This is a genomic window from Serratia sp. FDAARGOS_506 (genome assembly GCF_003812745.1).
In the GTDB taxonomy this organism is placed as follows: Bacteria; Pseudomonadota; Gammaproteobacteria; order Enterobacterales; family Enterobacteriaceae; genus Serratia.
This window is the reverse complement of record NZ_CP033831.1, coordinates 4,443,961-4,468,700: the sequence shown is the minus strand read 5'-3', so window position 1 is coordinate 4,468,700 and position 24,740 is coordinate 4,443,961. Positions and strand designations below refer to the sequence as shown.

The window sequence follows — 24,740 nt, the reverse complement described above, 5'->3', positions numbered from 1 at the left end:
CGTGTCACACCACCGGCGCCACCGTCAGCAGCAGGTTGGCGAAGCGGCGCTGTTCGCCGGAGGCGATCACCAGCAGCGTCCGATCCGATTTGACCGCCGCATAAAAATCCTCACGCGGCAGGTGTTCTACAGGGCAATGCGCCGGTAGCAGCTGCCGGTATTCGGCTTCGATGGTGTTGGTGAAGTCCGGTGGGCAGGCCATCAGCGCGGCGCTTTCCACGTTGATGCAGGCCAGCAGTTTTTCCAGAATTGGCGGGGCGGCGAGCGTGCCGGGCCCCAGATTCAAATAGATGACGGTGGCGTCTTTCGGCGCGTGCGTCATGCAGGCGTAGTTGCCGTCGGCGAGCAGCACCTGCGTTTTGTGCCCGCATTGCGCCAGCGCGGCGAGCAGCTGCGGGTGAGTGATGGCGGATTTGATCATAATCTGATTCCTGAATGGGCGGGCGGCAGCCGCGCCGCCCGCAGCTGAATGACACTACATGCGGTAGATGCCGCCGTTGATGTCGAGGGTAGCGCCGGAGATGAAGCCGTCGTATTCCGCCGCCAGGAAGGCGATGGCACGCGCCACGTCGTCCGGCGTACCTGCTCGGCCGAGCGGGATGGCGCGAACGGTTTCCTCCGCCGATGCTTGGGTGGTGTGCCGATTATGGAAGCGAGTGCCGAGGATCAGGCCGGGCGCGACCGCGTTCACCCGGATGCCGTACTCACCCAGCTCCGCCGCCAGCGAGCGCGTCCAGGTGAGCACCGCGCCCTTGGTGGCGGAATAGACCAGCGAGCCGGAGTGTCCGCCGGCGCGGCCGGCCTGCGAGGCCAGGTTGACGATGCTGGCGCCGTTTGCCGCCTTAAGAAACGGCAGCGCGCTCTGGGTCACGTTCAGCATGGTGGTCATGTTCACGTCGATCACGGTTTGCCAGAAGGCGCGGTCGATCTCGCCCAACCATTTGCGCCCGACGATGCCGCCGACGTTATTGACCAGAATGTCGATGCCGCCGAGAAACTCGGCGCCGGCGGAGACGCAGCGCAGCGTTTCGTCGGTATCGATGAGATCGGCGTAGCCGTAAGCGGCCTTTTGCCCCAATGAATGGGCCAGCGCCACCAGCGCTTTGGGGCCGCTTTCGTCGCTGTGATAGTGAAAATAGATGTCGCAACCGGCCTTGATTAGCCGCTCTGCGGTGGCGCGGCCGATGCCCTGTTCCGCCCCGGTGATAAAGACCTTTTTGCCCGCAAGATCGCCCATGATTGACTCCTTATTGGTTCGTTAAGAATTGATGACGCCTTCGCGCTGTTTCGCGCAGTAGAAAATGCAGATCAACCCGGTGGTCAGCAGGCACGAGGCCAGGAAAAACAGCCCCGGTGCGCTGTTGCCGGTCAGATCGTTCAGCACGCCCACCGCATAAGGCGCGACGAAGCCGCCGATATTGCCGATGCAGCTGACTACCGCCAGCCCGGCGGCCGCGGCTGCGCCGGTGGAAATGTTGGCGGGCATGGATAAAAACGGCGGCACGGCGGTGTAGATGCCGATGGCGGCGATGCACAGGAACGACAACGCGATAAGCGGATCGTATTTAAAAAACGTTACCGCGCCCATCAGGCCGATGGCGGCGACCACCATGCTGATGCCGGCGAACACGCCAAGCTTTTTGGTTTTGCTGGCCCACAGACTCCACGGATACACCAGCAGCGCGGCCAGGCCATAGGGAATGAGCGCCAGCAGGCTGACGCGGAAAATATCGCTGCCGGAAAGGGCGGTAATGATCGACGGCAGCCAGGTGCCGAAGCCATAAATGCCGCACACCATGCCGAAGTTGAGCAGTGCGTAGAGCAGATATTTCTTGTTTTTAATCCCTTTCAGGAAGTCGCCCAGCGTGATTTTAGAGCCGGATTTGGAGCGGCCGGCGTTGCTCATCAGCCAGGCTTTTTCCTCGACGTTCAGATAGCCGACGTCCTTGGGCGAGTTCTTGATCAGGAACGGGATCAGCAGGCCGATGACGATCGGCGGCAGCCCTTCGAGGATAAACAGCAGCTGCCAGGGGGCGAACCCGAACCAGTCATGCTGAATATTGAGAATAAAACCGGAAATCGGCGAGCCGACGGCGTTGGACAGCGGCTGAACGATGATAAACATGCCGAGAATTTTGGTGCGGTACTTTTCCGGGAAGAAGACCGTGAAGTAATACACCACCGAGGGAAAGAAACCGGCTTCGCATACGCCCAGCATAAAACGGCAAATATACAACTCCAGCGGCGTGCGCACAAAACCGAGCAGGGTCGCGAAGATGCCCCAGGAAATTAATATTCTGGCGAACCAAATGCGCGGGCCGAATTTAATGGTGCCGGCGTTGCTGGGTATTTCAAACAGGAAATAGCCGATAAAGAAAATCCCGGAGGCGAAACCGAATGCCGAGGCGGTCAGTCCCAGGTTATCCTCCAGCGCTTTGGCGGCGTAGGCCATATTATTGCGATCGAGAAAGGCCAGGAAATACAATAAAATCATGAGGGGGACAATATGCAGCGTCAATTTCCTGATAGCGCTGCGTTCAATATCCTGCGGCTTGTTTATTTTCATTTTGATATTTCCAATGTGGTTAATCGGAATAATAGAAGCCCGGCTCATTACCCTGAGCTGAACGTTAAATAACGGCACGACACTGATTCATTGGGGCGCGGGTATCCCTTAAGCGCGCCGGCCTTTTCCTTTGTTTTTGGCTGATACCAATCCGGACGATGCCTCTGCGCATCGTCTGGGGAAGACGTCATTATTTCATTTAGCCGGCGGCTTTGACCGAGCGTCGGCTGATGACCGTCGGCGGGAAGAGAAATTCGCCGGGCGGTTGCGAATCATTGTTGATGCGTCCGATCAGGCGTTCGACCATCAGCAGCGCCATCTCCGCCAGCGGCGGCCTGACGGACGTCAGCCCCGGTTCGGCCAGGCCGGCAAGCGCGATATTATCGATGCCGATCACCGAGATGTCTGCGGGCACCTGGACGCCGGCGGTGCGCAATCCCACCATCAGCCCGATGCCCAGTGCATCGTTAATCGCCACGATGCCGTCCGGGCGCGGCGTCAACGCGAGCACGCGCGGCGCCAGCGTCAGCCCCAATTCGAACATTTCCGTGTCGCCGTAGGCGCTGTTGGCCTTGCCTTCGATCACCCGTTGGCGTTCGCTCAGGCTGTGCCCCAGCGCACTCAGAAAACCGTCGATCTTGTGGCTGCGCCCGACGGTCAGCGTCGCTTCGGTGGCGAACACGATGTGTCGGCAGCCGCGTTCGAGCAGGTGCTGCGCGGCCAGGCGCCCGGCGGCGATATTGTCCATCGACACGCTGTCAAACAGCGGAGTATCGATGGCCGCCTGCTCGGGGAACGGATTGTCGTAGCTGACGATCTTCATGCCCCGCTCGGCGGCCCGGACAAAATGGGTCTGGCGAATGTCGCTCGCCGCCACGATGATGCCGCGCACGCCATGCAGGAACATATCGTCGATAAATGCGGCCTCTTCCTGTTCCTGGCGGTAGGCGTTGCCGAGCAAGACGCGGTAGCGATAAGCCCGTGCTGCACCGTCGACCGCATGAGCCAGCGCTGAAAAGCTCGGGTTGACGATCGACGGCAGCAGCAGGCCGATGATCTTCGCCTGCGGTGCGGGTACCGCCGCCGCTCGGGCCGGCCGATAGCCCAGGGCCGCCATCGCTTGTTCGATGCGCTCACGAGTCTGCGCGCTCATCTGGTGGCTGCGGTTATTCAGCAGGTTCGACACGCTGCTGATGGAAACGCCGGCCAACCGCGCGACATCACGAATATTTGCCATTTGCCGATACCTTGCTGCCTGCCGTTAGCCTGCAATCTATAAGGGAAGCCGGCCGCAGGCAAGCCGCAACCGGAGTGCCGCGCGCATGGGATTGCGCATTTGTGAGAATCGTCAGACAGCGGCCGTGTTGTTTACTAAACAATAAGGCGGGGTGGGCGGTTACGCCGGGATCGGACCGGCGTCCGGCGGTGCCTCGGCGGCCTGCTGGCGAAATTTTCCCGGCGTCAGGCCGAAGTGGCGGGTGAAGGCTTTGTGTAGCGCCACCTCCGACGAGTAGCCGGCCTGTTCGGCGATACGGCTCAGCGGCAACGCCTGGCGCGCCAGCAGCCGGGCCGCCAGCTGCATGCGGATGGCGGTAAGGGCCTGCAGCGGCGTTTGCTGCGTGGCCTGGCGGAAGACGCGGGCGAAGTTGGCGCGCGACATATGGGCCAGTTCGCTCAGTTCCACCAGCGTCCAGGAGTGTTGCGGGCGGCGCAGCATCTGTTCAACCACGTTGCCCAACTGCGGGTGCAGCAACGCGGCGACCAGATTGCCGCTCTGATTCGGCTTGGCGAGCCAGGCGCGGATCGCCAGCGCGAACAGCAGCGCCATGGTCTGACTGACAATGGCGCTGTGCCCCTGGCCCTGTTGGCTGAACTCATCGCTCAGCAGCTGGCCAGTCGCCTGCAGCAGCGCCAGCCGTCCCTGTTGGCAGCTGTTGAACAGCAAACATTCCGGCAGGCTCGCCAGCAGCGGCGATGCGCCGTGCGGCAAGATTTGCACGCCGCACAGCAGGTGCGTGGCGCTATCGGCCACCTCCGGCAGCAGCCGGTGGGCTGAGTTGTGCGGCAAGAACAGCAGGCTGCCTTGCTCCAGGGGTACCGGCCGGCCGCCGGGGATCTCCAGCCGACAGCTGCCCGCCAGCACCATGTGCCAGCGGATCTGGCTCCACTCCCCGGCGGCATGCGGCGAGCGCCACTCGCCGCTGAAATGACAATCGCGCGCCACATAACCGCGCATGTCGTTAAGCATCAACAGTTGGCTGAGCGGATCCATTTTGAGACTCCTGGCTAAGAAGCTGATTGTTTCGGCAATGGGCCGGCGTAATGCGAAGCACTAAGATCGGTTCGATAGTGCAGCGATGCGGAGGGCGCCGCTGCGATGCATGAATTATCAATGACATGGAGCCGGTAATGAAAATACTATTCTTTCTGAGCAAGGGCGACAAGCTGGGATTAACGCTGATTCGCCTCAGCATTGCCATCGTCTTTTTATGGATTGGCCTGCTCAAATTCATTCCTTACGAAGCGGACAGCATCACGCCGTTCGTCGCCAACAGCCCGCTGATGTCGTTTTTCTATGACATGCCGCAGGACTATAAGGCGCACCTGACGCACGAAGGCGAACTGAACCTCGATGCTCGCGCCTGGCAGCAGGCCAATAATACCTATGGTTTTTCCAACGGTCTGGGCGTGGTAGAGGTGGCGATCGCGCTGCTGGTGCTGGCCAATCCCCTCTCCAAATGGCTGGGGCTGTTGGGCGGCATGCTCTCCTTTTGCACGCCGCTGGTGACGCTGACCTTTTTGGCCACCACCCCGGAGGCCTGGGTGCCGGCGCTGGGCGATGCGCATCACGGCTTCCCTTATCTTTCCGGCGCCGGGCGCCTGGTGCTGAAGGACACGCTGATGCTGGCGGGCGCGGTGATGATCATGGCGGATTCGGCGCGCAGTGTGCTCGAGAAACAGTGGCGGGGGAAGGCCGCATGAGCGTCATGAACCGGGCCGTGGCCGGCAGCCTGATGCTGTTGGCCTGTTCTGCAGTGGCGGAGGGGACGATGGGGCAAGAAACCCGAACGGTAGAGAGCGCCTACGCTTATCAGGAGACGCGTCAGCGCATTATCAGCACGGCCGAGCAGAAGGGCGTGACGCTGTTTGCCGAGCTCGATCACGCGAGAGCGGCACGTGAGCATCATCTGGCGATGCCGCCTACCACGGTGCTGGTGCTGGGCAACCCGCTGGCGGGCACGCCGCTGATGCTGGCGCGGCCGGCGTTGGCGCTGGATCTGCCGTTCAGGGTGCTGATTGCGCAAGACGAGCGGGGCAAAACGCAGGTCAGCTACCACCCGGCGGAAAGTTTAAAGCGGAGCGCCGGGGCTGACGAACGACAGATCGCGGCGCTGAGGCCGCTGGAGCGGTTAGTTGAGGCTGCAATACGCTGATTGACCGGCGATGAACATCACGAGACGAGGCGACACAATGTACGATTATCAGGCGATTATCATCGGTTTTGGCAAGGCCGGCAAAACGCTGGCGGCCTTTCTGGCCGGGCAGGGATGGCGCGTGGCGATGGTGGAGGCGTCGGCGCAGATGTATGGCGGCACCTGCATCAACATCGGCTGCATCCCGACCAAAACGCTGGTGCACGATGCCGAGCTTCACGGGCCGGGCGAACAGGCGTTCAGCCAGGCAATGGCGCGCAAGCGGCAGGTGACCGGCCTGCTGCGGGAGAAAAACTATCAAAACCTGGCGGGGCTTGAACAGGTCACGGTGATCGACGGACGGGCGGAGTTTATCGATCCACACCGCATCAGCGTGCAGGGTGTGGCGGGAACGCAGGTGCTGAGCGGCGAGCGCATCTTCATCAACACTGGCGCCGTCAGCCGCCGGCCGGCGATCGACGGGTTGGATCGTTCGCAGCGGAGTTACGACAGCACCGGCCTGCTGCAGTTGACGCAGCGGCCCGCGCGGTTGGGTATTATCGGCGGCGGCTATATCGGGCTGGAGTTCGCTTCGATGTTCGCGCAGTTCGGCAGCGCCGTGACGGTATTCGAAGAGGCGGGGGCGTTGCTCGGCCGGGAAGACCGCGATATGGCGCAGGCGATACAGCAAATCCTGAGCGATGCAGGGGTCAGCTTCACGTTTAACGCCGGTGTGAAGCAGGTGCGCGATGTGGAAGGGGGCGTTGAGGTGGTGCATCAGGGCGGCGTACAGCAGTTTGATGTGCTGCTGGTAGCTGCCGGGCGCGTACCGAACACTGCCGGTTTGCAGCTGGCGCGCGCCGGTGTTGAGACGGATGAGCGTGGTGCCGTGCGGGTGGACGCGCAGTTGCGCAGCAGCGTGCCGCATATCTGGGCGCTGGGGGACGTCAACGGCGGGCCGCAGTTTACCTATATCTCGCTGGACGATTTCCGCATTGTGCGCGACAGCCTGTTCGGCGCGGGTAAACGCAGCACGGCCGATCGCGGCGCGGTGCCTTACTCGGTGTTCATCACACCCAGCTTCTCGCGCATCGGCCTCAGCGAAGATCAGGCCCGGCAGCAGGGGCGCGACATTAAGGTCGCCACGCTGCCGGCGGCGGCGATCCCGCGTGCCCGCGTGCTGGGCGACACGCGCGGCCTGCTGAAGGCGGTGGTCGATGCGCAGACCGGCCAAATCCTCGGCGTGGCGCTGCTGTGCCGTGATGCCCACGAGATGATCAACATCGTCAAAACGGCGATGGACGCCGGGCTGCCCTATACCCGGCTGCGCGATCAGCTGTTCACCCACCCGACCATGAGCGAGTCGCTGAACGACCTGTTTGGGCTGATAGGGTAAAGCGGGGCGAGAGGGGCGGCGCAGATGAGTGAGATCTGCGAAGCACCTCTCGTTTATCGCCCTTCGGGGCGGCGGGTTCTGTACTATTGTTTTCTCTTTGCGGCACGTTCCAGGCCGATGGGGCGCTGGGCGCAACGGAGATCACAGATGAACAAACGGGAATTAGAAAGCGCGATTGTCACCGATTTTTCCAAACGCATGAGCTATGGCGACTACCTGTGCCTGGACTCGCTGCTGGACTGCCAGCACCCGCTCTCCAACCCGCCGCATCATGACGAAATGCTGTTCGTGATACAGCACCAAACCTCCGAACTGTGGATGAAGCTGATGCTGCACGAGCTACGGGCGGCAGTGCGGCTGGTGCAGCAGGACAAACTCAGCCACTGCTTCAAAATCCTTGCGCGCGTCAAACAGATCCAGCGGCTGCTGTTCGAACAGTGGGCGGTGCTGGAAACGCTGACGCCGTCGGAGTACGTCGAGTTTCGCGATGTGCTGGGCAGCTCGTCGGGCTTCCAGTCGCACCAATACCGCTCGATCGAGTTCCTGCTCGGCAACAAGAATGCGGCGATGTTGGCGGTGTTCAGCAGCGATGCGGAAAAACACGCGGCGCTGAAGGCGATCCTCGAAGCGCCGAGCCTGTACGACGAATACTTGCTGTACCTGGCGCGCCACGGCCTGCCGATCCCGCAGGAGTGCCTCGAGCGCGACTGGACGCAGCCCTATCAGCGCAACCCGGATCTGCTGCCGGCGTTCAAAGTGATCTACGACAACCCGCAGACCTACTGGGAAGCCTATGAAATGGCGGAGAAGCTGGTGGATATCGAAGAGAGCTTCCACCTGTGGCGCTTCCGCCATATGAAAACGGTGGAGCGGATCATCGGCTTTAAGTCGGGTACCGGCGGTTCCAGCGGCGTCAGCTTCCTGAAAAAGGCGTTGGATCTGACCTTTTTCCCCGAGTTGCTGGACGTGCGCACCGAAATCGGCGCCTGAGATAACGAGAGAGGATAAGGGCGATGAGCGTGAGGATTATCGATAAAGCGGCGGAGAAGGTGGTGGGGGTCAGAGTCGTGGGGCCGTATCCGCAGACGATTCCGCAGGGCTCGCAGCAACTGCTGGCATGGCGGCAGCACCACGGCGTGCCGTTCGGCAAATGGCTGGTGCTGTATTGGGACGATCCGGCGGAAGTGGCGCCGGAAAAGCTGCGCGCCGACGTGGTGATGAGCGTCGCGGACGATTTTGCGCTGCCGGCAGGCAGCGAGGGCGTAACCGTGCAGACGCTGCCCGCCGGGCAGTATGCGGTCTACCATGTGCGCATCAGCGATGGCGACTTCGAGCGGGTATGGGGCGAGTTCTATCAGAAGCTGCTGCCGGCCAGCGGCTACCAGCCGGTTGAGGGGGTGAGCTACGAACACTATCTCAACGACTGCGAGGCCGACGGCTATTTCGACCTCGATATTTACCAGACGGTGAAGAAGTGGTGAGGACGGGTTGATGCGAAGAAAGGCTGAGTCGATAGTATGTGCCGATTCAGCCTGTGGTTGTCATTCCTGTTCGATGAAGGAACGGCGGAAAGATGGGGATAATCCCGATGGCGGTATTTACATATCGGCCAAGGCCCATCTTACTGCGTGGAGATTAGAGATTATTCGGTGACTATTTCACCCACTCCCCTTTCTGATTCATTAATATTTTACCATCCTTTATGACTGTCAGGGTGTTATCAATTTTACTGAGCATATAAGTTGTTGATGCGTTTTTAAATTCATAACCAATGATTGGGCATGGGGCTGTATTGCAATCAGCTCGTGTCGCTTTGCCCTGTAAAGTTAAAGCGGCACCATCTTTTTTACGTTTTCCATAGTAAGTTGCATCATTACAATCGCCTTTACTGGAGCAAATGGTCGTGAGTTTGATAGAGAATGACTGCGTATCAAAATATTCTTTTGTCGCCCTCATCTTTTTTCTTTCGTTGATTGTGGCGAATTGCATGTTTTTGAAGCGTTCAGCCCAATGCTGAATCTCCTTATTCATGGGGGCATCTTTATCAGAAGATTTGTAATTTATGACATCAGAGTCAGGTACAACCCAGGCAGCATAAATTTTCCCATCGGGATTGATGACCAAAGCAGAGGCACTTTCCAGGTAAAGATCCTTCAGCCAGCCTTCAGCAAATAACCCCCCGCCAGGGACTGAATGAGGTTCACCGAAAACATCAAAATTGCTGATGTATTTCTCATAGTCCTGACCCAGTGTGCTTTTGAGACTGTCAGTGACTGCTTTATCGTTAACAAGCCCGCTTACTGTGCTAATTTTGTTATATTGCAACAGGTTTATCGCTGCTGTGGATTCAACGGAACAGAGTAAAGAAGCAGTAAATAATGCAGGTAATAAGATCTTTTTGAACATAAATCACTCGCTTGATAACTTTAAAAATTCTTCTGCTTCCCGGGCATACCGTTTTTGCAGGCCATTACCATAACGGGCCCACCAGTTGTACTGTTTACCACCCTGCGTCGTGATGGTATTCCCATATATTGCTTTATCGTATTCTACCCGGGCTTTAAGTAAATTATCCTGAAAGTTTTCCGATGACATGCTTTCAATTTTGGATATTGCCTCTGGTGTTAAGGTATCAGCCTTAACTATTCGTCCGGATTCCATGGAGTTCAGGATCGCTTGTGCGCCAGATGAACCACGCATATGCGCCAATGAGGTTATTGCCCCTTGTTTTCCTGGATCGGTAAAATTCAGTGCCCCGGCAGACTTCGCCGATGCACTCATTGCTTTGGATACTTCCTCAAACTCTTCAGCGCTGCCTTGGCCATATTGGTTACGAGCCGCGAGGATCTTGTCATAGGCAGTGCCATTCCCTTGTCTGAATCCGTATAACTCACGCCGTCCACCTTGTTCTCCAGCCCCCCCTTCAGAAGCCATGACCGATTCAACAACCCGATTATCAATTCTGCCGGGTTTTGTTGTCGATTGAGCATTCTGCGTGATAGATGGCGGTACTGTCGCCGCCGCCCGAGGGGTGGCGTTAACCGGCTTTCCCGGCGTACCACTCGCCTCCGCGTTCGGGAACAGCTGATCGACGGCGCTCTGGATCGCCGCCTGATGGCCGCCGCCCGGTGCGGCGGTGCGTGCGGCGCCGCCGGGCTGGTTGAGATCCAACTGGCCGCCGGTATTGATCTCTCCGTCCTCTTTCACCGTGATATTGAAGCTGGTGCCGGTGATGTTGATTTGGCCGTTCGCCAGCAGCTCGATTACGCTTTCACCGCACTCCAGCCGCAGCGACTCGCCGGAGCCGAGGGTAAAGGCGTTGACCACGGCGTCGCTGCGCGTTTTGCCGGTCAGCGCGGAGGCATCGCCTTTGACGCCGGTGGCCTGATTGAGCACCACCCGTTTGATCTGGTTACCGCCCACCAGATGCGTGTGGTCGTTAGCGATGCTGTGGCTTTCATCGTTTTTCACCAGGGTGTCCATGTTGCGCTCTGCCTGGATCCACACCTGTTCGGCGCCGGCCTTGTCTTCGAAGCGCAGGGCGTTGGCGTTGTCGGCGGTACCGTCCTTGGTGCGACTCATAAAACCCATCTGGGTGGCGGCGGCCGGCAGCGCCCACGGCGGCATGCTGGCTTCGTTATAGACGCGCCCGGTGACGATCGGCCGATCCGGATCGCCGTTGATAAAGTCCACCACCACTTCGTCGTTGACGCGTGGGATCTGCACGCCGCCGTAGCCCTGGCCGGCCCAGGCGCTGGAGACGCGCACCCAGCAGGAGCTGCCGTCGTCTTTCGGTCCGAACCGATCCCAGTGGAATTTCACCTTGATGCGGCCGTATTTGTCGGTCCAGATCGATTCGCCGGCCGGGCCGACCACCCGGGCGGTCTGCGGCCCGTGGGTTTTCGGCCAGGTGGCCTGCTGCGGCGGATGCCAGGGCACGTCCGCCGGCAGCACGGTGAAGTCGATACGGTGTTCGCTGCTTTGATCGTCGCCGCTGGCGTAGCGATTCTCTTTCAGATGGTAGTTGGCCTGCAGCGTCAGGTACTCGCGGTTGTCGTCGGCGTGTGGGGCGTTATACAGCGTAAAGGTGCTGCCGGGAGCGATGCCCATCGCGGTGGCGGTGCCCCGGATCTGCTGATGTTCGGCCTGCCAGGCCTCCTGGCGTACGCGGGCGTAGAACTCGCCCTGCTGATGCTCGGTGTAGCGGCCCGGCCAGTCGTAAAAGTCGATTTGCCCCGGCGTCGGCGAGACCGGGTTTTGCCGCGCCTGGAACAGCCAGGCGTTCGGTTTGCGGAAATCGTAGTCGTCCAGGCTGTAGATGCCCGGCGTGACGCGATCGGACAACGTCCACTGGCTGATGCCTTCCTCGCTGGTGCTGCCGCCCGACGGCGTCAGGTGGTAGGGGATCATCTCATAGCCGGGATAGGGCTGGTGATGGTGGGGGGCGTCCCCGAGCACCAGCGTGTGTTTGCCCATTTCGTGTTTGAAATAGTAATAGATGCCCTCCAACTCCATCAGGCGGCTGATGAAGTTGAAGCTGCTTTCGTTGTACTGCACGCAGTAGCCCCACAGGCGATAGTCGCCGGTCAGCTGATCTTCCAGCTGCACGTTGTGCTCCGCCAGCAGAGTCTTGACGATCTGCGGCACCGTCTGTTCCTGGAAGATGCGGAAGTTGCGGTCCTTGGTCATCGGCCACAGATCCGGCTGCACGTGCAGGTTATACACCGCGTAGCGGGTGCCGCCGATCTCTTCGCTGCTGACGGCGATGGCGGTGATCTTGCCGTTCAGGTAGCGCGGGGCACTGAGAAAGCCCTGAGTCGGGATCTCCAGCGTCAGCGGTTGGCCGAGCAGCGCTTTGCGATCGAGCCGCGCGTCGGTGCTCAGCAATTCAATAGAGAAGTCGAAAGGGGTGGAAAGCGCTTCGATGCCGTCCAGTGAGCGGAACAGCAGTTGCTCCTGGCCCAGCGGCGTGTGCGCAATAATGCGATCCAACATGAGAACGTCCTCTGTGATTGACGTTGTGCCCTGCATACCCCGGCGTTGCAGCGGCCTTGCCGCGTGGCCAATGATGGTGGGCAGTGGTGCGTCAGTCTCATGAAATAGGGGAAGCCCCGCCGCAACGGGGCTTCAGAACGGAATTAACCGGCGGTGGCCGGATTGACCAACCAGGTACCGGCGGCGTCGATGCTGAGTTGCTGCTGGCGGAGCCGATCGTTGTGGCGGATCTCCAGCTGATAACGGCCCGGCGCCAGGTTCAGGCTGGCGAAGCCGTTTTCGCCCGGCGTCACCTGTTGCGGCTTACCGTCGAGGCTGACCTGCTCGCCCGGCTGCAGTTTGAAATACACCAGCGCCACCGGCTGCGGTGGCGGCGCCGCCTTTTCAGGTTCCACCGGCGCAGATGGCACGGTTTGCGGCGCGCTCGGCTGCTCCGTCAGGGGTTTCTGCGCCGGTGACGCCTCGGTGTTTTGGGCCACGGCCTGGGCATCGTCTTTGCCGCCGCTCAGCCAGGCGACGGCGCCGATCACCAGCAGTGCCGCGACGCCGGCGCCGGCCATCATCGGCCGCGAGAATCGGGTGCTGCGCGCGGTAACGGCGCCGGCGGCTGCGGCTGCGGCTGCCGGGTTGGCGGCCACCAGCAGGTTCTCCGGCGCGGCGGCCGGGGTGCTGACGATTTCGTTTTCGTCGGCGATCGGCAGATGCAACAGCTCCGCCATTTCATCGATGGTCTGCGGACGGTCTTCCGGCTTCAGCGCCAGCGCGCGGTCGACGGTGCGCAGCAGCTCCGGCGAGTAACCGGCGGGGCGGCGCTCGGCCAGCGGCTGATAGCTGTCTTCGATGCTGCGCACCACGCTGACCGGCGGCGGCGAACCGACGATCAGCGTGTGCAGCACGGCGCCCAGCGCGTAGATATCGGTCCAGGGCCCCTGTTCGCCGTCACTGTTCTCGGTGTACTGCTCGATCGGTGCGAAGCCCGGTTTCAGCATGATCTCCGTTTCGTCCGACAGGTTGCCGATCTCTTTGCGCGCCGACCCGAAGTCCAGCAACACCGGCAGCTGGCTCTCCTGGATTTGGATGTTGTCCAGCGAGATGTCGCGGTGCAGGTAGCCTTCCTGATGGATGGTGTTGATGGCGCTGAACAGCGGCGGCAGCAGCCGACGGATCCACGCCTCGTCGATTTTCTCCGGCTGCTGCGCCTGCAGGTTCTTCAGCGTGGTGCCGCTGTAAAACTGGGTGCCCATGTAGGCGGTGCCGTTCTCTTCCCAGAAGCGCAGCACGTGCAGCAGGCCGGGGTGCGAGAAGCGGGCCAGCAGGCGCGCCTCCTGAATAAAGCTGTTCAACCCGGCCTGGAAGGTTTTGCCGAAGCGTTCGCCGCGCAGCCCGATGCTGAGATCGTCGTTGCGTTTCGCCAGCGAGGTCGGCATGTACTCTTTGATCGCGATGGTACGTTCCAGTTGGTGATCGTAGGCGCGGTAGACGATGCCGAAGCCGCCTTCGCCGATCGCTTCCTGGATCTCGAATTCGTTGAACCGATAGCCGCTTGGCAGGCTGTTCGAATTCGGTTTGGTTATCCCGGTTCCCGACATAGTGATGACTCTCTGTGTTCAAAAGGCCGCCGTCTCGGCGGCCGCGGCGTTATGCCTGAAATTGACAAATGAATTCGTTGTTCTGCAGCGCGATATGCAGTTGGCGATAGCGCTGGTCGTTGGCGCTGCCGGTCAGCAGGGTGTGGCTGATCTGCGGCAGCAGGGTGTTGGTCAGGATGGCGTCGACCATGCGGCCGCCGGACTCTACCTCGGTGCAGCGGCTGACGATCTGTTCGATGACCGCGTCGTCGAAGGTGCAGACGATGTCGTGATTCTCCGCCAGGCGACGTTGAATGCGGCCCAGCTGCAGGCGCACGATGTTGCCCAGCGTGGCGTCGGTCAGCGGGTAATACGGCACCACCAGCAGTCGGCCGAGCAAGGCGGCCGGGAACACCGACAGCAGCGGCTGGCGCAGCGCGCCGCTCAGCGCCTCCGGTTCCGGCAGCAGCTCCGGATCGCTGCACAACCCGGCGATCAGATCGGTGCCGACGTTGGAGGTCAGGATGATGATGGTGTTGCGGAAATCGATATGGCGGCCTTCGCCGTCCTCCATCCAGCCTTTGTCGAAGACCTGGAAGAAGATCTCATGCACGTCCGGGTGCGCCTTCTCGATTTCGTCCAGCAGCACCACGCTGTAAGGACGGCGGCGCACCGCCTCGGTCAGCACGCCGCCTTCGCCGTAGCCGACATAGCCCGGGGGCGCGCCTTTCAGCGTCGAAACGGTGTGCGACTCCTGGAATTCGCTCATGTTGATGGTGATGACGTTCTGCTCGCCGCCGTACAGGGTTTCCGCCAGCGCCAGCGCGGTTTCGGTCTTGCCGACGCCGGACGGCCCGGCTAGCAGGAACACCCCGACCGGCTTGTTCGGATCGTCCAGCCGCGCCCGCGAAGTGCGCACCCGGCGGGCGATAAGATCCAGCGCATGGCGTTGGCCGATCACGCGTTGGTTCAGGGTGTCGGAGAGTTGCAGCACCGCCTCAATCTCGTTTTTCACCATGCGTCCCAGCGGGATGCCGGTCCAGTCGGCCACTACCGCCGCCACGATGTTGGCGTCGACGGCGGCGAAGATCAGCGGCGCTTCACCTTGCAGCGCACTCAGCTGCTGCTGCAGTTCGCCCAGCTGGGCGCGCAGCGCGTCGGCGTCAGGGCGCGCCTGCGTCTCTTCTTCAATAGACTCTTCTTCCTGCCGGTGCAGCTGGGCGCGCAGTGTGATGATCTCTTGGATTAGCGCCAGCTCCTGCTGCCAGCGGTCGGTCAACTGTTCCAACTCCTGGCGCAGCGCGGTCAGCTGGGCTTCAATCTCCTGCGGGCGCTGGGGATCGCCGATGCCGACCTTGGCCTCGCGGCGGGCGATATCCAACTCTATCTGCAGCGCATCGATGCGGTGGCGGCAGTCTTCGACCTGGGCAGGCTCGGCGTGCTGGCTGACCGCCACGCGCGCGCAGGCGGTATCCAGCAGCGCCACCGCCTTGTCCGGCAGCTGGCGGGCTGGAATATAGCGATGCGACAGCCGCACCGCGGCGTCTACCGCTTCATCCAGCAGCAGCACGCGGTGGTGTTGCTCCAGCGGGCTGACGGTGCTGCGCAGCATCAGCAGCGCTTTGTCTTCGCTCGGCTCGTGTACCTGCACCACCTGGAAACGGCGGGTGAGCGCCGGATCCTTCTCAATGTATTTCTTGTATTCCGACCAGGTGGTGGCGCCGATGGTGCGCAGCTGGCCGCGCGCCAGCGCCGGTTTCAGCAGGTTGGCGGCGTCGCCGGTGCCCTGGGTGCCGCCGGCGCCGATCAGGGTGTGAATTTCGTCGATAAACAGGATGATCGGTGTCGGGCTGGACTGCACTTCGTCGATCACCGCCTGCAGCCGTTTTTCGAACTCGCCTTTGACGCCGGCGCCGGCCTGCAGCATGCCGATGTCCAGCAGGCACAGTTTCACGTCGCGCAGCTGCGGCGGCACGTCGCCGGCCACGATGCGCAGCGCCAGGCCTTCCACCACCGCGGTTTTCCCGACGCCGGCTTCGCCGGTCAGCAGCGGGTTGTTCTGGCGGCGGCGCATCAGGATATCGATGATTTGCCGGATCTCTTCATCGCGGCCGGCCACCGGGTCGATCTCGCCGTTGCGCGCTCTGGCGGTCAAGTCCTGGGCATACTGCGCCAGCACGCTTTCACCGCTGCGCGGCGCGCCGGATACGTTCTCGGCGCTGCTTTCCGCCGGCGCATCCTGGGCATTTTCCGCCGAGTGAGCGGTGATGGCGGCGAACTGATCCATCAACAGATCGGCATTGATACGCTCGAACTGCGGGGAAATGGCCTTCAGCAGATGACGCAGGCTGTAGGTTTTTAGAATGCCGAGCAGCAGGTGGCCGCCGCGGATACGCGCCGCGCCGAATTTCAATGAGCCATAGACCCAGGCGCGTTCTACCGCGCTGTCGATGTGCTCGGACAGATCGGAGATGGCGCTGGCGCCGCGCGGCAGGCGATCGAGCGCCTCGACGATGTCGCGCGCCAGCTGCGCCTCGTCCAGTGCGAAGTGGCGGACGATCTGCTGCAGATCGCCGTCCGGCGATTGCATCAGCTGATGCAGCCAGTGCGCCAGTTCGACGTAGGGGTTACCGCGCAGCTTGCAAAACGCCGTCGCACTTTCCAGAGAGGTGAATAACAGGCTATCCAGTTTGCCAAATAATACCGAGCGGCTGATTTCAGACATGGTTTTCCTCAGGTCTCAGAGTGGCCTTGGCGCCGCAAGGCGCCGGCCGAAATAGGGTCAGAACGGATTTTCCAGCGGTTCGGGGCTGAAGATCAGATCGTCGAGATCGCGTTGCCGCCGATCGTCGGCCAGCCAACTGCTCAGGCCCAATCGTTGCGTGCCGCCGAGTTGGGTGCCATGTGCCTGTTCCTTTGCCAGGATCAGGCGGACTTCCCAGACGAACTCGATGCCCAGGTATTGGCGCACCCAGTCACGCAGTTGCCGGCACAGTTCGGCACCGGGCAGGAAACGGTCATAGTCCCGCTGCGGCATCGGCCCCAGTTCGATGCGGAATTTGTGCTGAATATCGCGCACCGCGATGCCGAGAAAGGCCGATTCGCCGAGCCGCGGCGCGCCGCGCCCGGCCTTGAGCCGCGCCTGCTCGCGCGGCTCCACCCGCAGCCAGTGCGGCACGTTTTCGACGATGCGCACCGGCACCTTGAAATACTGCTGCAAAATCTTGCTCAGGCCTTCCGGATCGCGGCTGTGGCGAATCAGATGACCGGCCATAAAATGTTTGGCGTGGGCGTTGATGCTGTCGCGTTCCTGCTGCGCCGGCTGGCCGATGCCGATCAGGCTCGACAGGTATTCGTCGAAGCGCCGGTTGTCCGGGCGATCCAGCGATACCGTCGGCTGCGCGTCGGCCCAGGCGCGGTAAAACAGCAGCGTCAGCCGGTGATGGAACAGGTTGGTGAACGCCAGCAGGGTGGTGTCCTGATGGTGGTACACCCGTTCGCGCACGTATTCGGTCAGGTGCAGCGGCAGCGGTCCGTTGGGGCCGAACAGGCCGAAGCTGAAGATCGAGACGTCGTGCAGCGGGCTGTTGGCGCGCGGCGCCACCTGCGCCAGCGTGGAGGGCGCGAACGACAGCGACGGCTCCTGGCCCAGGCGCAGCATCTCGTGACGCGGCAGCGGCGCACGCCCCAGCAGGTAGGGTTGGCCGCCCTGGGCGTCGATACGGCGCAGCAGCTGAAACAGATCGTGTTTGTAAGGCGCGCTGCGCAGCCGCGGCCAGAAGTCGTCAGGCAGGCGATACAGCGCGTTGATCTGCGGCGGCGCCAGTTCGGTGGCGATCATCTCCGCGCTCATATCAGCGTCCTTTTGCCCATGCGCGCCTGCCAGTGGGCGATTTCGCCGCGCTGCTGGCTGGAGAGCGTCATCTCGGTGAAGGTGTTCATCGCCACCAGGCGCGAGAACAGGCGCTCCAGCACGCTGCCGAGCAGGTAAGGGCTGTTGCCGGAGAACGCCTGCTCATCGACCGTCAGATCGATGGCGATGCCGCGTGCGAACACGATGGGGCCCGGCTCCGGCACTCGCCGATAGACCGGCCGCAGGTTGCAGTGGCGCACGCCCTGGATCTGTTTGGCGATCGCCGGCTCGCTCAGGTTGCCGTACAGCCCCAGCAGCTGGCGCAGGCTGGCGGCGCCCTGTTCCGGATCGCCGTCCATCATGCTGAGGTAGTTCAGCTGCAGCTGGCTGATCAGCCGCCAGGTGATCATCCCTTCGGCCAGCGCCGGGCGCGGCGGGGTGGGGCCTTTGCGCAGCGAAACCTGTTTGATCGGGATCGAGTCGGGCATCACGAAGTTGCCCTGATCCTGTTGCAGCAGCATCAACGGCAGGTCGCGGCTGGTGCACAGCACGTCGGCGGTGAGGTATTTCAGATCGCTGTGCCACGGCGATTGCCGCTCGTCCACCAGCGACACGAAAACTTCCGAGCCGGCATAGCCGGTGCGGGTGCCGTAGCGGCGGGCGTGCTCCGACAGCGTGCGCTGTTCGCGCCGCAGCGAGAAGTAGGCGCCATAGTTGCCGTCGTCCGCGCTCAGGGTGCTGTAAAACGGCCGAAACTCCTGCTCGTAGCGTTTCTCGCTGGCGCTGCCGCCGAGCCGTTGCACTGAGAACACTTCGTAATCCAGCGGCCGGATATTGTCGACCACCAGATGGTATTCGTGGTTTTTTTCGTTGATCGCGATGCGTTCGGCGACCTTCGGAAACAGGTTGATCACCGGCGTGCAGTGCAGCGCCAAATGAGCGATATCGACTACCCGTTCCAGCGCGGCGTCGTGTCGATCCAGCAGCACCACGATCTCGAACTGACGCAGCGCCTTTTTCCCTTCGCGCACGCTCTGCAGCAGCGGGCGCAGGCCGTTGACGCTGAAGAACTGGAAGCGCGCCGGGAAGGCGAAGTACTCCTGCAGCAGCCGGTAGCCTTCGAAGTTGCGCAGATCGTTGGGCAGCAGTGCCTGTTCGGCCGCGAAGCCTTCCTGCCGCAGCCCGTCCAGCGCCAGCGCCCGCCGCTGCGGCTGCGCCTCCACTGTTTGGCCGATCAATCCGACGCTGTGCTGCATCAGCAGTTCCAGCAGCTGCTGCGCCTGCATGTCCGGCCCGGCCAGGTAAAACATCAGCTGATCCAGCTGCAGGTTATTGAGCGTCACGCTTTCGTAGCATTCGAGACGAATGCGCAATGCGCTGACGCAGCCGCTGTGCTGCAGCCCCAGCGAGGCCAGCGGGATATCGGCCGGAATGCCGCCCAGCTCGACGCCGGCGATGCGCACCGGCTGCAGCGTGACATCATGGGCGGTGGTGTAGCTGCAGGTGATGCCGCTTTTCTTCAGCGTCTGGCTGTCCATCATGGTGCCGCGCGGCACCACGAAGCCGTTGCTGATGTCGCCTTTGCTGCTGTCCGGCTGCAGCTCGGCGATCGCCATCGACGGCGTCGGCGACAGGTAGTTGGGGTAGATGATCTCCAGCAAGCGCTGAGAAAAGCGTGGGAACTCGGCGTCCATTTTCAGCTGCACGCGCGAGGTGAGGAAAGCGAAGCCCTCCATCAGGCGCTCGATATAAGGATCCGCCACGTCGATGCCGCGCATGCCGAGACGGCCCGCGACCTTCGGGTACTGTTCGGCGAACTCGGCGCCCATCTCACGCAGATAGGCCAGTTCGCGGTTGTAATAATCTAAAAGTTTACTGTCCATCGCCTTACCCTATGTCTTTCAGATCGAAGTGGCCGTTTTCCAGATCCACGTCGGTACGGAACAGAAACTCCAGCGGATAGGGCACGCACCACAGGCGGCCCTTGATTTCGATCGACAGCACGTTGTGCAGTTCCAGCGAGCCGGTGTCCGAGATGCAGCGCACCTGCAGCCCCTCGGGCAAAATGCGCGGCTCGAAATGGAGAATGGATTCGGTCAACGCGCGCTGAATGTCCAGCCATTCGATATCCGACATGCGCTTGCCCGCCAGCGAGGCGATGCCGTAATTCAGGGTGGAGCGCCGCACCTGCGGAAAATCGCCGAGATCCAGATTGGACTCGCTGTTGACGCAGTTGAATAGCCACTGCAGATCGCGCAGTACCCGGCGGCGCAGCTCGCTGTGCGACACCAGGTTGCGCACTTGCGCCTCCTGCTTTTTTTGCGGTTCGTCGTCGGTCAGCATATCGAGCAGCACCGGCTGCATTTTGTCGCGCGACGTCAGGCGCTCGCTGTCCTGGCGAAAGCGGTAACCCTGGCGACTCAAATCGCCGCCGTCGTAGTGGGGTGGGCGCTTATCGTTCATGTTCAGGCGCTCGCGTCGAAGCTCAGCTGCCGCAGGCTGTGCAGCGGGAATTCATCGTTTTCGCTGAGCCAGGTCTTCAGGCCCAGCCCCGCATAGTGGGTGCCGTCGCCCAACGGTTGCCATTCGGTGCGTTTGCCCAGCAGCAGCGCGTCGTCGCTGCCTTCGGCCAGCGGATAACGGGCGGGCAGTTGACACACCTGTTCGCGGCCGTCGGTCAGGCGCACCAGCGCATGGCTCCATACCAGATCGATGGCGCTCTGCGGCGCCTGGAACTGGATCGCGGCGATGTCGGCGAACGGCAGCCAGTAGTAAACGCCGTTCAGCGCCAGCTCGCACACCGGCCCGAGGCGGCCGTCACCGTCGGTCAGCCAGTCGAAACTCAGCTGTCGCTCTTGGTCGCCTTCGGCCAGCGTTAACCGCCCGGCGCCGGCCGGTGCGGCTTCCAGCGCTTCGTCGCGCAGTGCCTGGGCCGCTTCGGCCGCGCCTTGCGCATCCTGATGCAGCGCTCGTACCATCAGTGTCAGCCAGGGCTGATCCTGGCGCAGCAGCGCCGGCTCGGCCGTGCCGGCGAACACCGCCTGACGTTGCAGCTCAGCGTTGACCGACTGCATCAGCAGCAAGGTGGTCGGTTGGGCGATCGGTTTCAGCGCCTGCCAGGATTTCAGCTGCGCGTTGGCGCGCGCCCAGTTGCCGCTCAGGCACAACAGTTGCACCAGCGCGGCGCGCAGGTCGGCATCCGCCGGTTTCGCCTTGATCTCGTTTTCGACGGCGGTGATGGCCGCGCCGATCGACTGGCCTTGCAGCATGCTTGCTAATGATTTCACGGGCTTTCCTTATAATCAGTGAGTGGCGCCGTTAACCGACAGGTAGCTGCCGCTGGCGGGATCGACCCGGTCTGCGGCCAGCTTTTCCACCAGCTTGAAGGTCAGCGGAGCGGGGGCGCTCAGCAGCGGCTGCCAGGCGGTTTGCGCCTGCTGCACGCGCTGTTTGACCTTGTTCTCGTCAGCGGCGTCGATGCGCGGCATTTCAACGATTGCTTCGCCGTTGAACGCCCAGGCGTGCAGCTTCGGTTCGAAACTCAGCAGCAGGAAGCTGCCCGGCGCCTGCGGGTTACCGCCCAGCACCAGCCGTTGGGCGTTGGCGCTGACGACGGTCAGCGCGCGATCGCCGCCGTTGAGCTGCGCCAGCGGATAGCCTTGCAGGAACCACAATGTCGGCGAGAGGGTTTGGCCGCCCTGTTGCAGCGTGACCGCGCCGCTGCCTTGCAGCCAGCCGTCCTCGCCGCAGCGGAGCGCGTCGCCGGCGGGAATGAACAGCGCGCCGCCGTTGGCGTCGTCATGCCAGAAGGTGCGGAAGTGGCAGCCCTGCGGCAGGTTGAAACGCTGAGGCGGCGCGGTGTCCGCCTGCGGAGAGGTCACGGCCACCGCCGCAGGGATCGCCGGCTGCGGCGGGGTTTCCGGCTGCTCGACGGTTTCTTGTTTGACTACCGGCTTCCAGCCGCGCGCTTTGGCGGCGTCGCCGCTGGCCAGTTTTTCACCGCGCTTGTCGGTCAGCGTCCAGGGCAGTTGGCCGGCTTTCGAGCACTGCTTTTCCAGCAGATTGCCAACGCGCGGCAGAAAGTCGTTCAGCACCGCCGGATCTTTGCCTTGCGCCGCGACGATGCGCAGCGGAATGCTTTTGCCGCACCAGCTTTCGGGATTGCTGTTTTTGACGTCATCGATAAACACTTCCAGCTTCTGGCTGGGGGAGTAAACCAGGCGATAGTTCATCGCTTGCGCGGTCGGTACCGCCATCAGGGCGACGAGCCCCGGCATCCAATATTTCATAGTGAACCTTGCTGTGAATATGCGCTGCTCAGTCGCGGCTCAGAAACCGCTCCGCATCCGCCAGTGAATGCAGCAGGGTGGTTTCCTGCGGTGAGCCAATCCAGACGGCGATAGCGCTGTAGTTATCGCTGTTATTGTTTTTCTTCCATGCCTGCTGCATCAGGGCGATCCACTCGCTGGGGGAGTTGACCATGTGCAGCGACTGTTCCAGTTCGGCCTGGCTGAAGCTGTGCCAGAAACCGTCGGTGCACAGCAGGAAAACGTCGCCGTCTTCCAGCTGCAGCACGTCGCTGTAGGTGGCGTCGCGTTCTTCATTGAGCCCCAGCGCGAAATACAGCAGGTTGCTGTTGATGCCGTTGGTTTGATAACCGGCGTCTTGCATCTGTTGTATCAGGCTGTGGTCGGTGGTGACGGCATGCAGGTAGCCGCGGCGGAACAGGTACAGGCGGCTGTCGCCGGCGTGCGCCCAGTAGGCCAGCTGGTAATCGCGATCGATAAACAGGCTGACCAGCGTGGTACCCATCTTGCTGTATTCGTCCGACTGCCGCTGCTGCTGGTGGATGGCGGCGTTGGCGCGCGTGATGTGCTGACGAATGCTCTGGGCGTTCAGGTGCTTTTCGCCGTCGAAGTTTTGCAAAATGGTGTCGCGCGCCAGTTTGGCGGCGATATCGCCGCCCGGAAAGCCGGCAATGCCGTCGCACACCACGAAACAGGCGGCGCGGTTGCCGAGCACCTCGCCGGTCTGATCCTGGTTGGAGGCGCGGCCGCCCTGGTTGGAGGTAGAGGCTATGGTGATATTCATTACGCGTCCGGTTTGGTCTGTGAGTCTTTGTATTGATTCACTTCAACGTCATAGGCGTGCAGGAAGGCTTCGCCGAACAGGGTGTGGAAATCGTCCTCGATCTCGCCGGAGGTTTGCTGATAGTTCTTCACGAAGTAGTCCCACAGCGCAGCCTTGCGGTTGGCGGGCAGCGACAGACGCGGCGCCACGCCTTCCTTGCGTGCTTCCTCTTCGAGGCGCTCCGGGTTGAACGACTGCAGCATGGCGGCGATGATGGCGCGGATGCCGGCGATCATCCCCAGCTGGTGCGCCTGCAGGTCGATCAGCGCGTCGCGTACCGCCTGCTCCGGCGGCATAAAGCCTGGCATCTGGCTGCCGAACATCTGCATCAGCACCGTTTTGCCCGAAGGCAGCAGCTTGAACGGGTTGTTGGCCTCGTCGAGGATCATGGTCATCTCGGCCTTCACGCCGCGCTTGAGGATCGAGCGGGATGAAAGCAGGGCGACGGTGCCTTGTGAGAACAGGCTCAGCAGGCGGCCGGCCTGGCGGATCTGTCGTTCGTCGAAATGCGGCTGCGGCTGCAGATCGTCGAGACCAATGCCTTGCAGCAGCGCCGTCAGCAGCGGCCCCTCTAAGGTGTCGCCATTCGGCACGGCGGTGTGCTGCCGCTGAGCGGACTGGTAGGCGACCGGATCGATGCCCAGGCGGTTGCCCTGGCGCTGGCGCGGTGGCTGCGCAGGCGGTTCCTGCTGGCTGAACTGCGGCGCAGGTTGGGACTGTGGCTCGGGGATCTGCACGGGTGGCGGCGTCGGCTGCGAGCGCGGCGCTTGCGGTTGTGCGGCGATCGGCGGCGGAGACGGCGGTGCGAGCGGTTGTGCCGGTTCCTCCGGCTGAGCCAGCGGCACGGCGCCGCCCATCAGCAGCCCCAGCGGATCGTTGCTGTTTAGCGTTTCTGGCGACGCGGGAGCGGATGAGCCGCCGAACAGCGCCAGCGGATCCAGCTCTTGCTCCGGTTGCTGCGCATTCTGAGCCGGGGTTGCCGGCCGCACTGGCGCCGCCTGCTCCGCCAGCAGCGCGCTGGGGGTGGTATCGGCCAGGATGTGTTCGCGCTCAAAGGTGGTGTCGGTATTGAACAGCGCCGCCGGATCGGTTTGCTGCTGCTGCAGCTGGCGCAGATCGACATCGCCCGCCAGCTGCGCCAGCGGATCGGCCGGGTTCAGCTCGTGAGCGGGAGTGTCCAGCAGCGGATGATTGTTCGGATTGGCGACCGGCGGCGGCGTGACTGCGGCCGGCGCATTCGGCGTAAATTCTTCCACCAGACTGTCCCAGATTTCGTTGGGGATTGGCGCGGCGGACTTTTCTTGGGCGGCTGCTGCAGGGGCCGCAACCGCGGCAACGGCGGCGGCCTTAGCCACCGGTTGGGCCTGTGGTGCGGCGTGCTGCTGCAGCGCGCTGACTTCAATCTGGTAATCGTCGATGCCGAGCACGTCGCCGTCCTGCAGTTCAACCTGGCGGCCACGCTCCAGCGGAATGTCGTTCAGCAGCACGCGGGTGACGTTGCCGCGGTTGGTGATACGGCATTCGCCGTCAGCGGAAATATGCACGATCGCCTGCAGGCGGGAAATGGCGCGCTCTTCGTCCGGCAGCACCAGATTGTTGTCCACGCTGCGGCCGATGGTGCCGCCCGGCGGCAGAAAATCGCAACTGCTCTGTGGCGGAACCTGGCCGCTTTTATTTTTTACAATGGAAAATCGCATAAGGCATTCCTGCTGATTAGTAGGTAGTGCAATAATTAATGATTCGATCTTTGGCTTGCCAAAATTGGCGGATATTTTGGCAAGCCGTTAAGTTGTTTCTTAACTCGTTCACTAAGGCTTGT

The 24,740-nt window shown here is 62.1% G+C and carries 21 protein-coding genes; 5 read left to right on the top strand and 16 right to left on the bottom strand.

What is annotated here, in order from left to right; genetic code table 11:
- Window positions 1–4 precede the first annotated feature (4 nt).
- The 5 genes from EGY12_RS21620 to EGY12_RS21600 form a co-directional block, all read right to left on the bottom strand.
- A complete protein-coding gene (locus EGY12_RS21620; protein WP_123895313.1) occupies window positions 5–421 on the bottom strand; it encodes an RbsD/FucU domain-containing protein in 417 nt (138 codons plus the stop codon).
- Between the two features lie 54 nt (window positions 422–475).
- Window positions 476–1,237: an SDR family NAD(P)-dependent oxidoreductase gene (locus tag EGY12_RS21615; RefSeq protein ID WP_049201283.1), complete on the bottom strand. Its 762-nt coding sequence runs from the start codon at window positions 1,235–1,237 to the stop codon at window positions 476–478.
- A 21-nt stretch (window positions 1,238–1,258) separates the two neighbouring features.
- The gene (locus tag EGY12_RS21610; protein WP_172962944.1) at window positions 1,259–2,494 is read right to left on the bottom strand and encodes an MFS transporter; all 1,236 of its coding nucleotides are present in this window, start codon (window positions 2,492–2,494) and stop codon (window positions 1,259–1,261) included.
- A 271-nt stretch (window positions 2,495–2,765) separates the two neighbouring features.
- Window positions 2,766–3,803 (bottom strand): LacI family DNA-binding transcriptional regulator, encoded by a 1,038-nt coding sequence (locus EGY12_RS21605; protein ID WP_123895311.1) that lies wholly within the window; start codon window positions 3,801–3,803, stop codon window positions 2,766–2,768.
- Between the two features lie 159 nt (window positions 3,804–3,962).
- Window positions 3,963–4,838: a cupin domain-containing protein gene (locus tag EGY12_RS21600; RefSeq protein WP_123895310.1), complete on the bottom strand. Its 876-nt coding sequence runs from the start codon at window positions 4,836–4,838 to the stop codon at window positions 3,963–3,965.
- A gap of 137 nt (window positions 4,839–4,975) precedes the next feature.
- Between EGY12_RS21600 and rclC the strand changes: the two genes are divergently transcribed.
- The 5 genes from rclC (at window position 4,976) to sbmC (ending at window position 8,856) form a co-directional block, all read left to right on the top strand.
- Window positions 4,976–5,548 (top strand): reactive chlorine resistance membrane protein RclC, encoded by a 573-nt coding sequence (gene rclC, locus EGY12_RS21595; protein WP_123895309.1) that lies wholly within the window; start codon window positions 4,976–4,978, stop codon window positions 5,546–5,548.
- Between the two features lie 68 nt (window positions 5,549–5,616).
- The gene (locus EGY12_RS21590) at window positions 5,617–6,000 is read left to right on the top strand and encodes a DUF302 domain-containing protein (RefSeq protein WP_253722986.1); all 384 of its coding nucleotides are present in this window, start codon (window positions 5,617–5,619) and stop codon (window positions 5,998–6,000) included.
- Between the two features lie 37 nt (window positions 6,001–6,037).
- The gene (rclA, locus tag EGY12_RS21585; protein ID WP_123895307.1) at window positions 6,038–7,375 is read left to right on the top strand and encodes a reactive chlorine resistance oxidoreductase RclA; all 1,338 of its coding nucleotides are present in this window, start codon (window positions 6,038–6,040) and stop codon (window positions 7,373–7,375) included.
- Window positions 7,376–7,522: 147 nt separating this feature from the next.
- Window positions 7,523–8,365 (top strand): tryptophan 2,3-dioxygenase, encoded by an 843-nt coding sequence (gene kynA / locus EGY12_RS21580; RefSeq protein ID WP_049201271.1) that lies wholly within the window; start codon window positions 7,523–7,525, stop codon window positions 8,363–8,365.
- A 23-nt stretch (window positions 8,366–8,388) separates the two neighbouring features.
- Window positions 8,389–8,856, top strand: a complete 468-nt coding sequence (gene sbmC / locus EGY12_RS21575) for a DNA gyrase inhibitor SbmC (protein WP_123895306.1) — start codon at window positions 8,389–8,391, stop codon at window positions 8,854–8,856.
- A gap of 172 nt (window positions 8,857–9,028) precedes the next feature.
- Here sbmC and EGY12_RS21570 read toward each other — a convergent pair whose 3' ends face one another.
- The 11 genes from EGY12_RS21570 to tagH all read right to left on the bottom strand — a co-directional run bounded on the left by EGY12_RS21570 (window position 9,029) and on the right by tagH (window position 24,618).
- The gene (locus tag EGY12_RS21570) at window positions 9,029–9,781 is read right to left on the bottom strand and encodes a hypothetical protein (protein WP_123895305.1); all 753 of its coding nucleotides are present in this window, start codon (window positions 9,779–9,781) and stop codon (window positions 9,029–9,031) included.
- 3 nt (window positions 9,782–9,784) lie between these two features.
- Window positions 9,785–12,370, bottom strand: a complete 2,586-nt coding sequence (locus tag EGY12_RS21565; RefSeq protein WP_123895304.1) for a type VI secretion system Vgr family protein — start codon at window positions 12,368–12,370, stop codon at window positions 9,785–9,787.
- Between the two features lie 143 nt (window positions 12,371–12,513).
- Complete coding sequence (locus EGY12_RS21560) at window positions 12,514–13,959, bottom strand: serine/threonine protein kinase (RefSeq protein ID WP_123895303.1); 1,446 nt, start codon at window positions 13,957–13,959, stop codon at window positions 12,514–12,516.
- A gap of 49 nt (window positions 13,960–14,008) precedes the next feature.
- Window positions 14,009–16,663: a type VI secretion system ATPase TssH gene (gene tssH / locus EGY12_RS21555; protein ID WP_123895302.1), complete on the bottom strand. Its 2,655-nt coding sequence runs from the start codon at window positions 16,661–16,663 to the stop codon at window positions 14,009–14,011.
- A 57-nt stretch (window positions 16,664–16,720) separates the two neighbouring features.
- On the bottom strand, window positions 16,721–17,791 hold the full coding sequence (tssG, locus tag EGY12_RS21550; protein WP_123895301.1) for a type VI secretion system baseplate subunit TssG: 1,071 nt from the start codon (window positions 17,789–17,791) through the stop codon (window positions 16,721–16,723).
- Window positions 17,788–19,674 carry a type VI secretion system baseplate subunit TssF gene (gene tssF / locus EGY12_RS21545; protein WP_123895300.1) on the bottom strand — a complete coding sequence of 629 codons (1,887 nt, stop codon included), beginning with the start codon at window positions 19,672–19,674 and terminating at the stop codon, window positions 17,788–17,790. The genes tssG and tssF overlap by 4 nt, the downstream gene beginning before the upstream one ends.
- Window positions 19,675–19,678: 4 nt before the next feature.
- A complete protein-coding gene (locus EGY12_RS21540) occupies window positions 19,679–20,254 on the bottom strand; it encodes a type VI secretion system baseplate subunit TssE (protein WP_123895299.1) in 576 nt (191 codons plus the stop codon).
- Between the two features lie 2 nt (window positions 20,255–20,256).
- A complete protein-coding gene (locus EGY12_RS21535) occupies window positions 20,257–21,078 on the bottom strand; it encodes a type VI secretion system accessory protein TagJ (protein WP_305792267.1) in 822 nt (273 codons plus the stop codon).
- Window positions 21,079–21,093: 15 nt separating this feature from the next.
- The gene (locus EGY12_RS21530) at window positions 21,094–22,080 is read right to left on the bottom strand and encodes a type VI secretion system-associated protein (protein WP_123895298.1); all 987 of its coding nucleotides are present in this window, start codon (window positions 22,078–22,080) and stop codon (window positions 21,094–21,096) included.
- 28 nt (window positions 22,081–22,108) lie between these two features.
- A complete protein-coding gene (locus EGY12_RS21525; protein WP_015378289.1) occupies window positions 22,109–22,882 on the bottom strand; it encodes a PP2C family serine/threonine-protein phosphatase in 774 nt (257 codons plus the stop codon).
- The gene (gene tagH, locus EGY12_RS21520; protein WP_123895297.1) at window positions 22,882–24,618 is read right to left on the bottom strand and encodes a type VI secretion system-associated FHA domain protein TagH; all 1,737 of its coding nucleotides are present in this window, start codon (window positions 24,616–24,618) and stop codon (window positions 22,882–22,884) included. Before tagH ends, EGY12_RS21525 begins: the two co-directional genes overlap by 1 nt.
- Window positions 24,619–24,740 lie beyond the last annotated feature (122 nt).

Coding starts and splice junctions, on each gene's coding strand:
- EGY12_RS21620 (WP_123895313.1), bottom strand. CDS start 421: ATGATCAAATCCGCCATCACTCACCCGCAGCTGCTCGCCGCGCTGGCG.
- EGY12_RS21615 (WP_049201283.1), bottom strand. CDS start 1,237: ATGGGCGATCTTGCGGGCAAAAAGGTCTTTATCACCGGGGCGGAACAG.
- EGY12_RS21610 (WP_172962944.1), bottom strand. CDS start 2,494: ATGATTTTATTGTATTTCCTGGCCTTTCTCGATCGCAATAATATGGCC.
- EGY12_RS21605 (WP_123895311.1), bottom strand. CDS start 3,803: ATGGCAAATATTCGTGATGTCGCGCGGTTGGCCGGCGTTTCCATCAGC.
- EGY12_RS21600 (WP_123895310.1), bottom strand. CDS start 4,838: ATGGATCCGCTCAGCCAACTGTTGATGCTTAACGACATGCGCGGTTAT.
- rclC (WP_123895309.1), top strand. CDS start 4,976: ATGAAAATACTATTCTTTCTGAGCAAGGGCGACAAGCTGGGATTAACG.
- EGY12_RS21590 (WP_253722986.1), top strand. CDS start 5,617: ATGGGGCAAGAAACCCGAACGGTAGAGAGCGCCTACGCTTATCAGGAG.
- rclA (WP_123895307.1), top strand. CDS start 6,038: ATGTACGATTATCAGGCGATTATCATCGGTTTTGGCAAGGCCGGCAAA.
- kynA (WP_049201271.1), top strand. CDS start 7,523: ATGAACAAACGGGAATTAGAAAGCGCGATTGTCACCGATTTTTCCAAA.
- sbmC (WP_123895306.1), top strand. CDS start 8,389: ATGAGCGTGAGGATTATCGATAAAGCGGCGGAGAAGGTGGTGGGGGTC.
- EGY12_RS21570 (WP_123895305.1), bottom strand. CDS start 9,781: ATGTTCAAAAAGATCTTATTACCTGCATTATTTACTGCTTCTTTACTC.
- EGY12_RS21565 (WP_123895304.1), bottom strand. CDS start 12,370: ATGTTGGATCGCATTATTGCGCACACGCCGCTGGGCCAGGAGCAACTG.
- EGY12_RS21560 (WP_123895303.1), bottom strand. CDS start 13,959: ATGTCGGGAACCGGGATAACCAAACCGAATTCGAACAGCCTGCCAAGC.
- tssH (WP_123895302.1), bottom strand. CDS start 16,663: ATGTCTGAAATCAGCCGCTCGGTATTATTTGGCAAACTGGATAGCCTG.
- tssG (WP_123895301.1), bottom strand. CDS start 17,791: ATGAGCGCGGAGATGATCGCCACCGAACTGGCGCCGCCGCAGATCAAC.
- tssF (WP_123895300.1), bottom strand. CDS start 19,674: ATGGACAGTAAACTTTTAGATTATTACAACCGCGAACTGGCCTATCTG.
- EGY12_RS21540 (WP_123895299.1), bottom strand. CDS start 20,254: ATGAACGATAAGCGCCCACCCCACTACGACGGCGGCGATTTGAGTCGC.
- EGY12_RS21530 (WP_123895298.1), bottom strand. CDS start 22,080: ATGAAATATTGGATGCCGGGGCTCGTCGCCCTGATGGCGGTACCGACC.
- EGY12_RS21525 (WP_015378289.1), bottom strand. CDS start 22,882: ATGAATATCACCATAGCCTCTACCTCCAACCAGGGCGGCCGCGCCTCC.
- tagH (WP_123895297.1), bottom strand. CDS start 24,618: ATGCGATTTTCCATTGTAAAAAATAAAAGCGGCCAGGTTCCGCCACAG.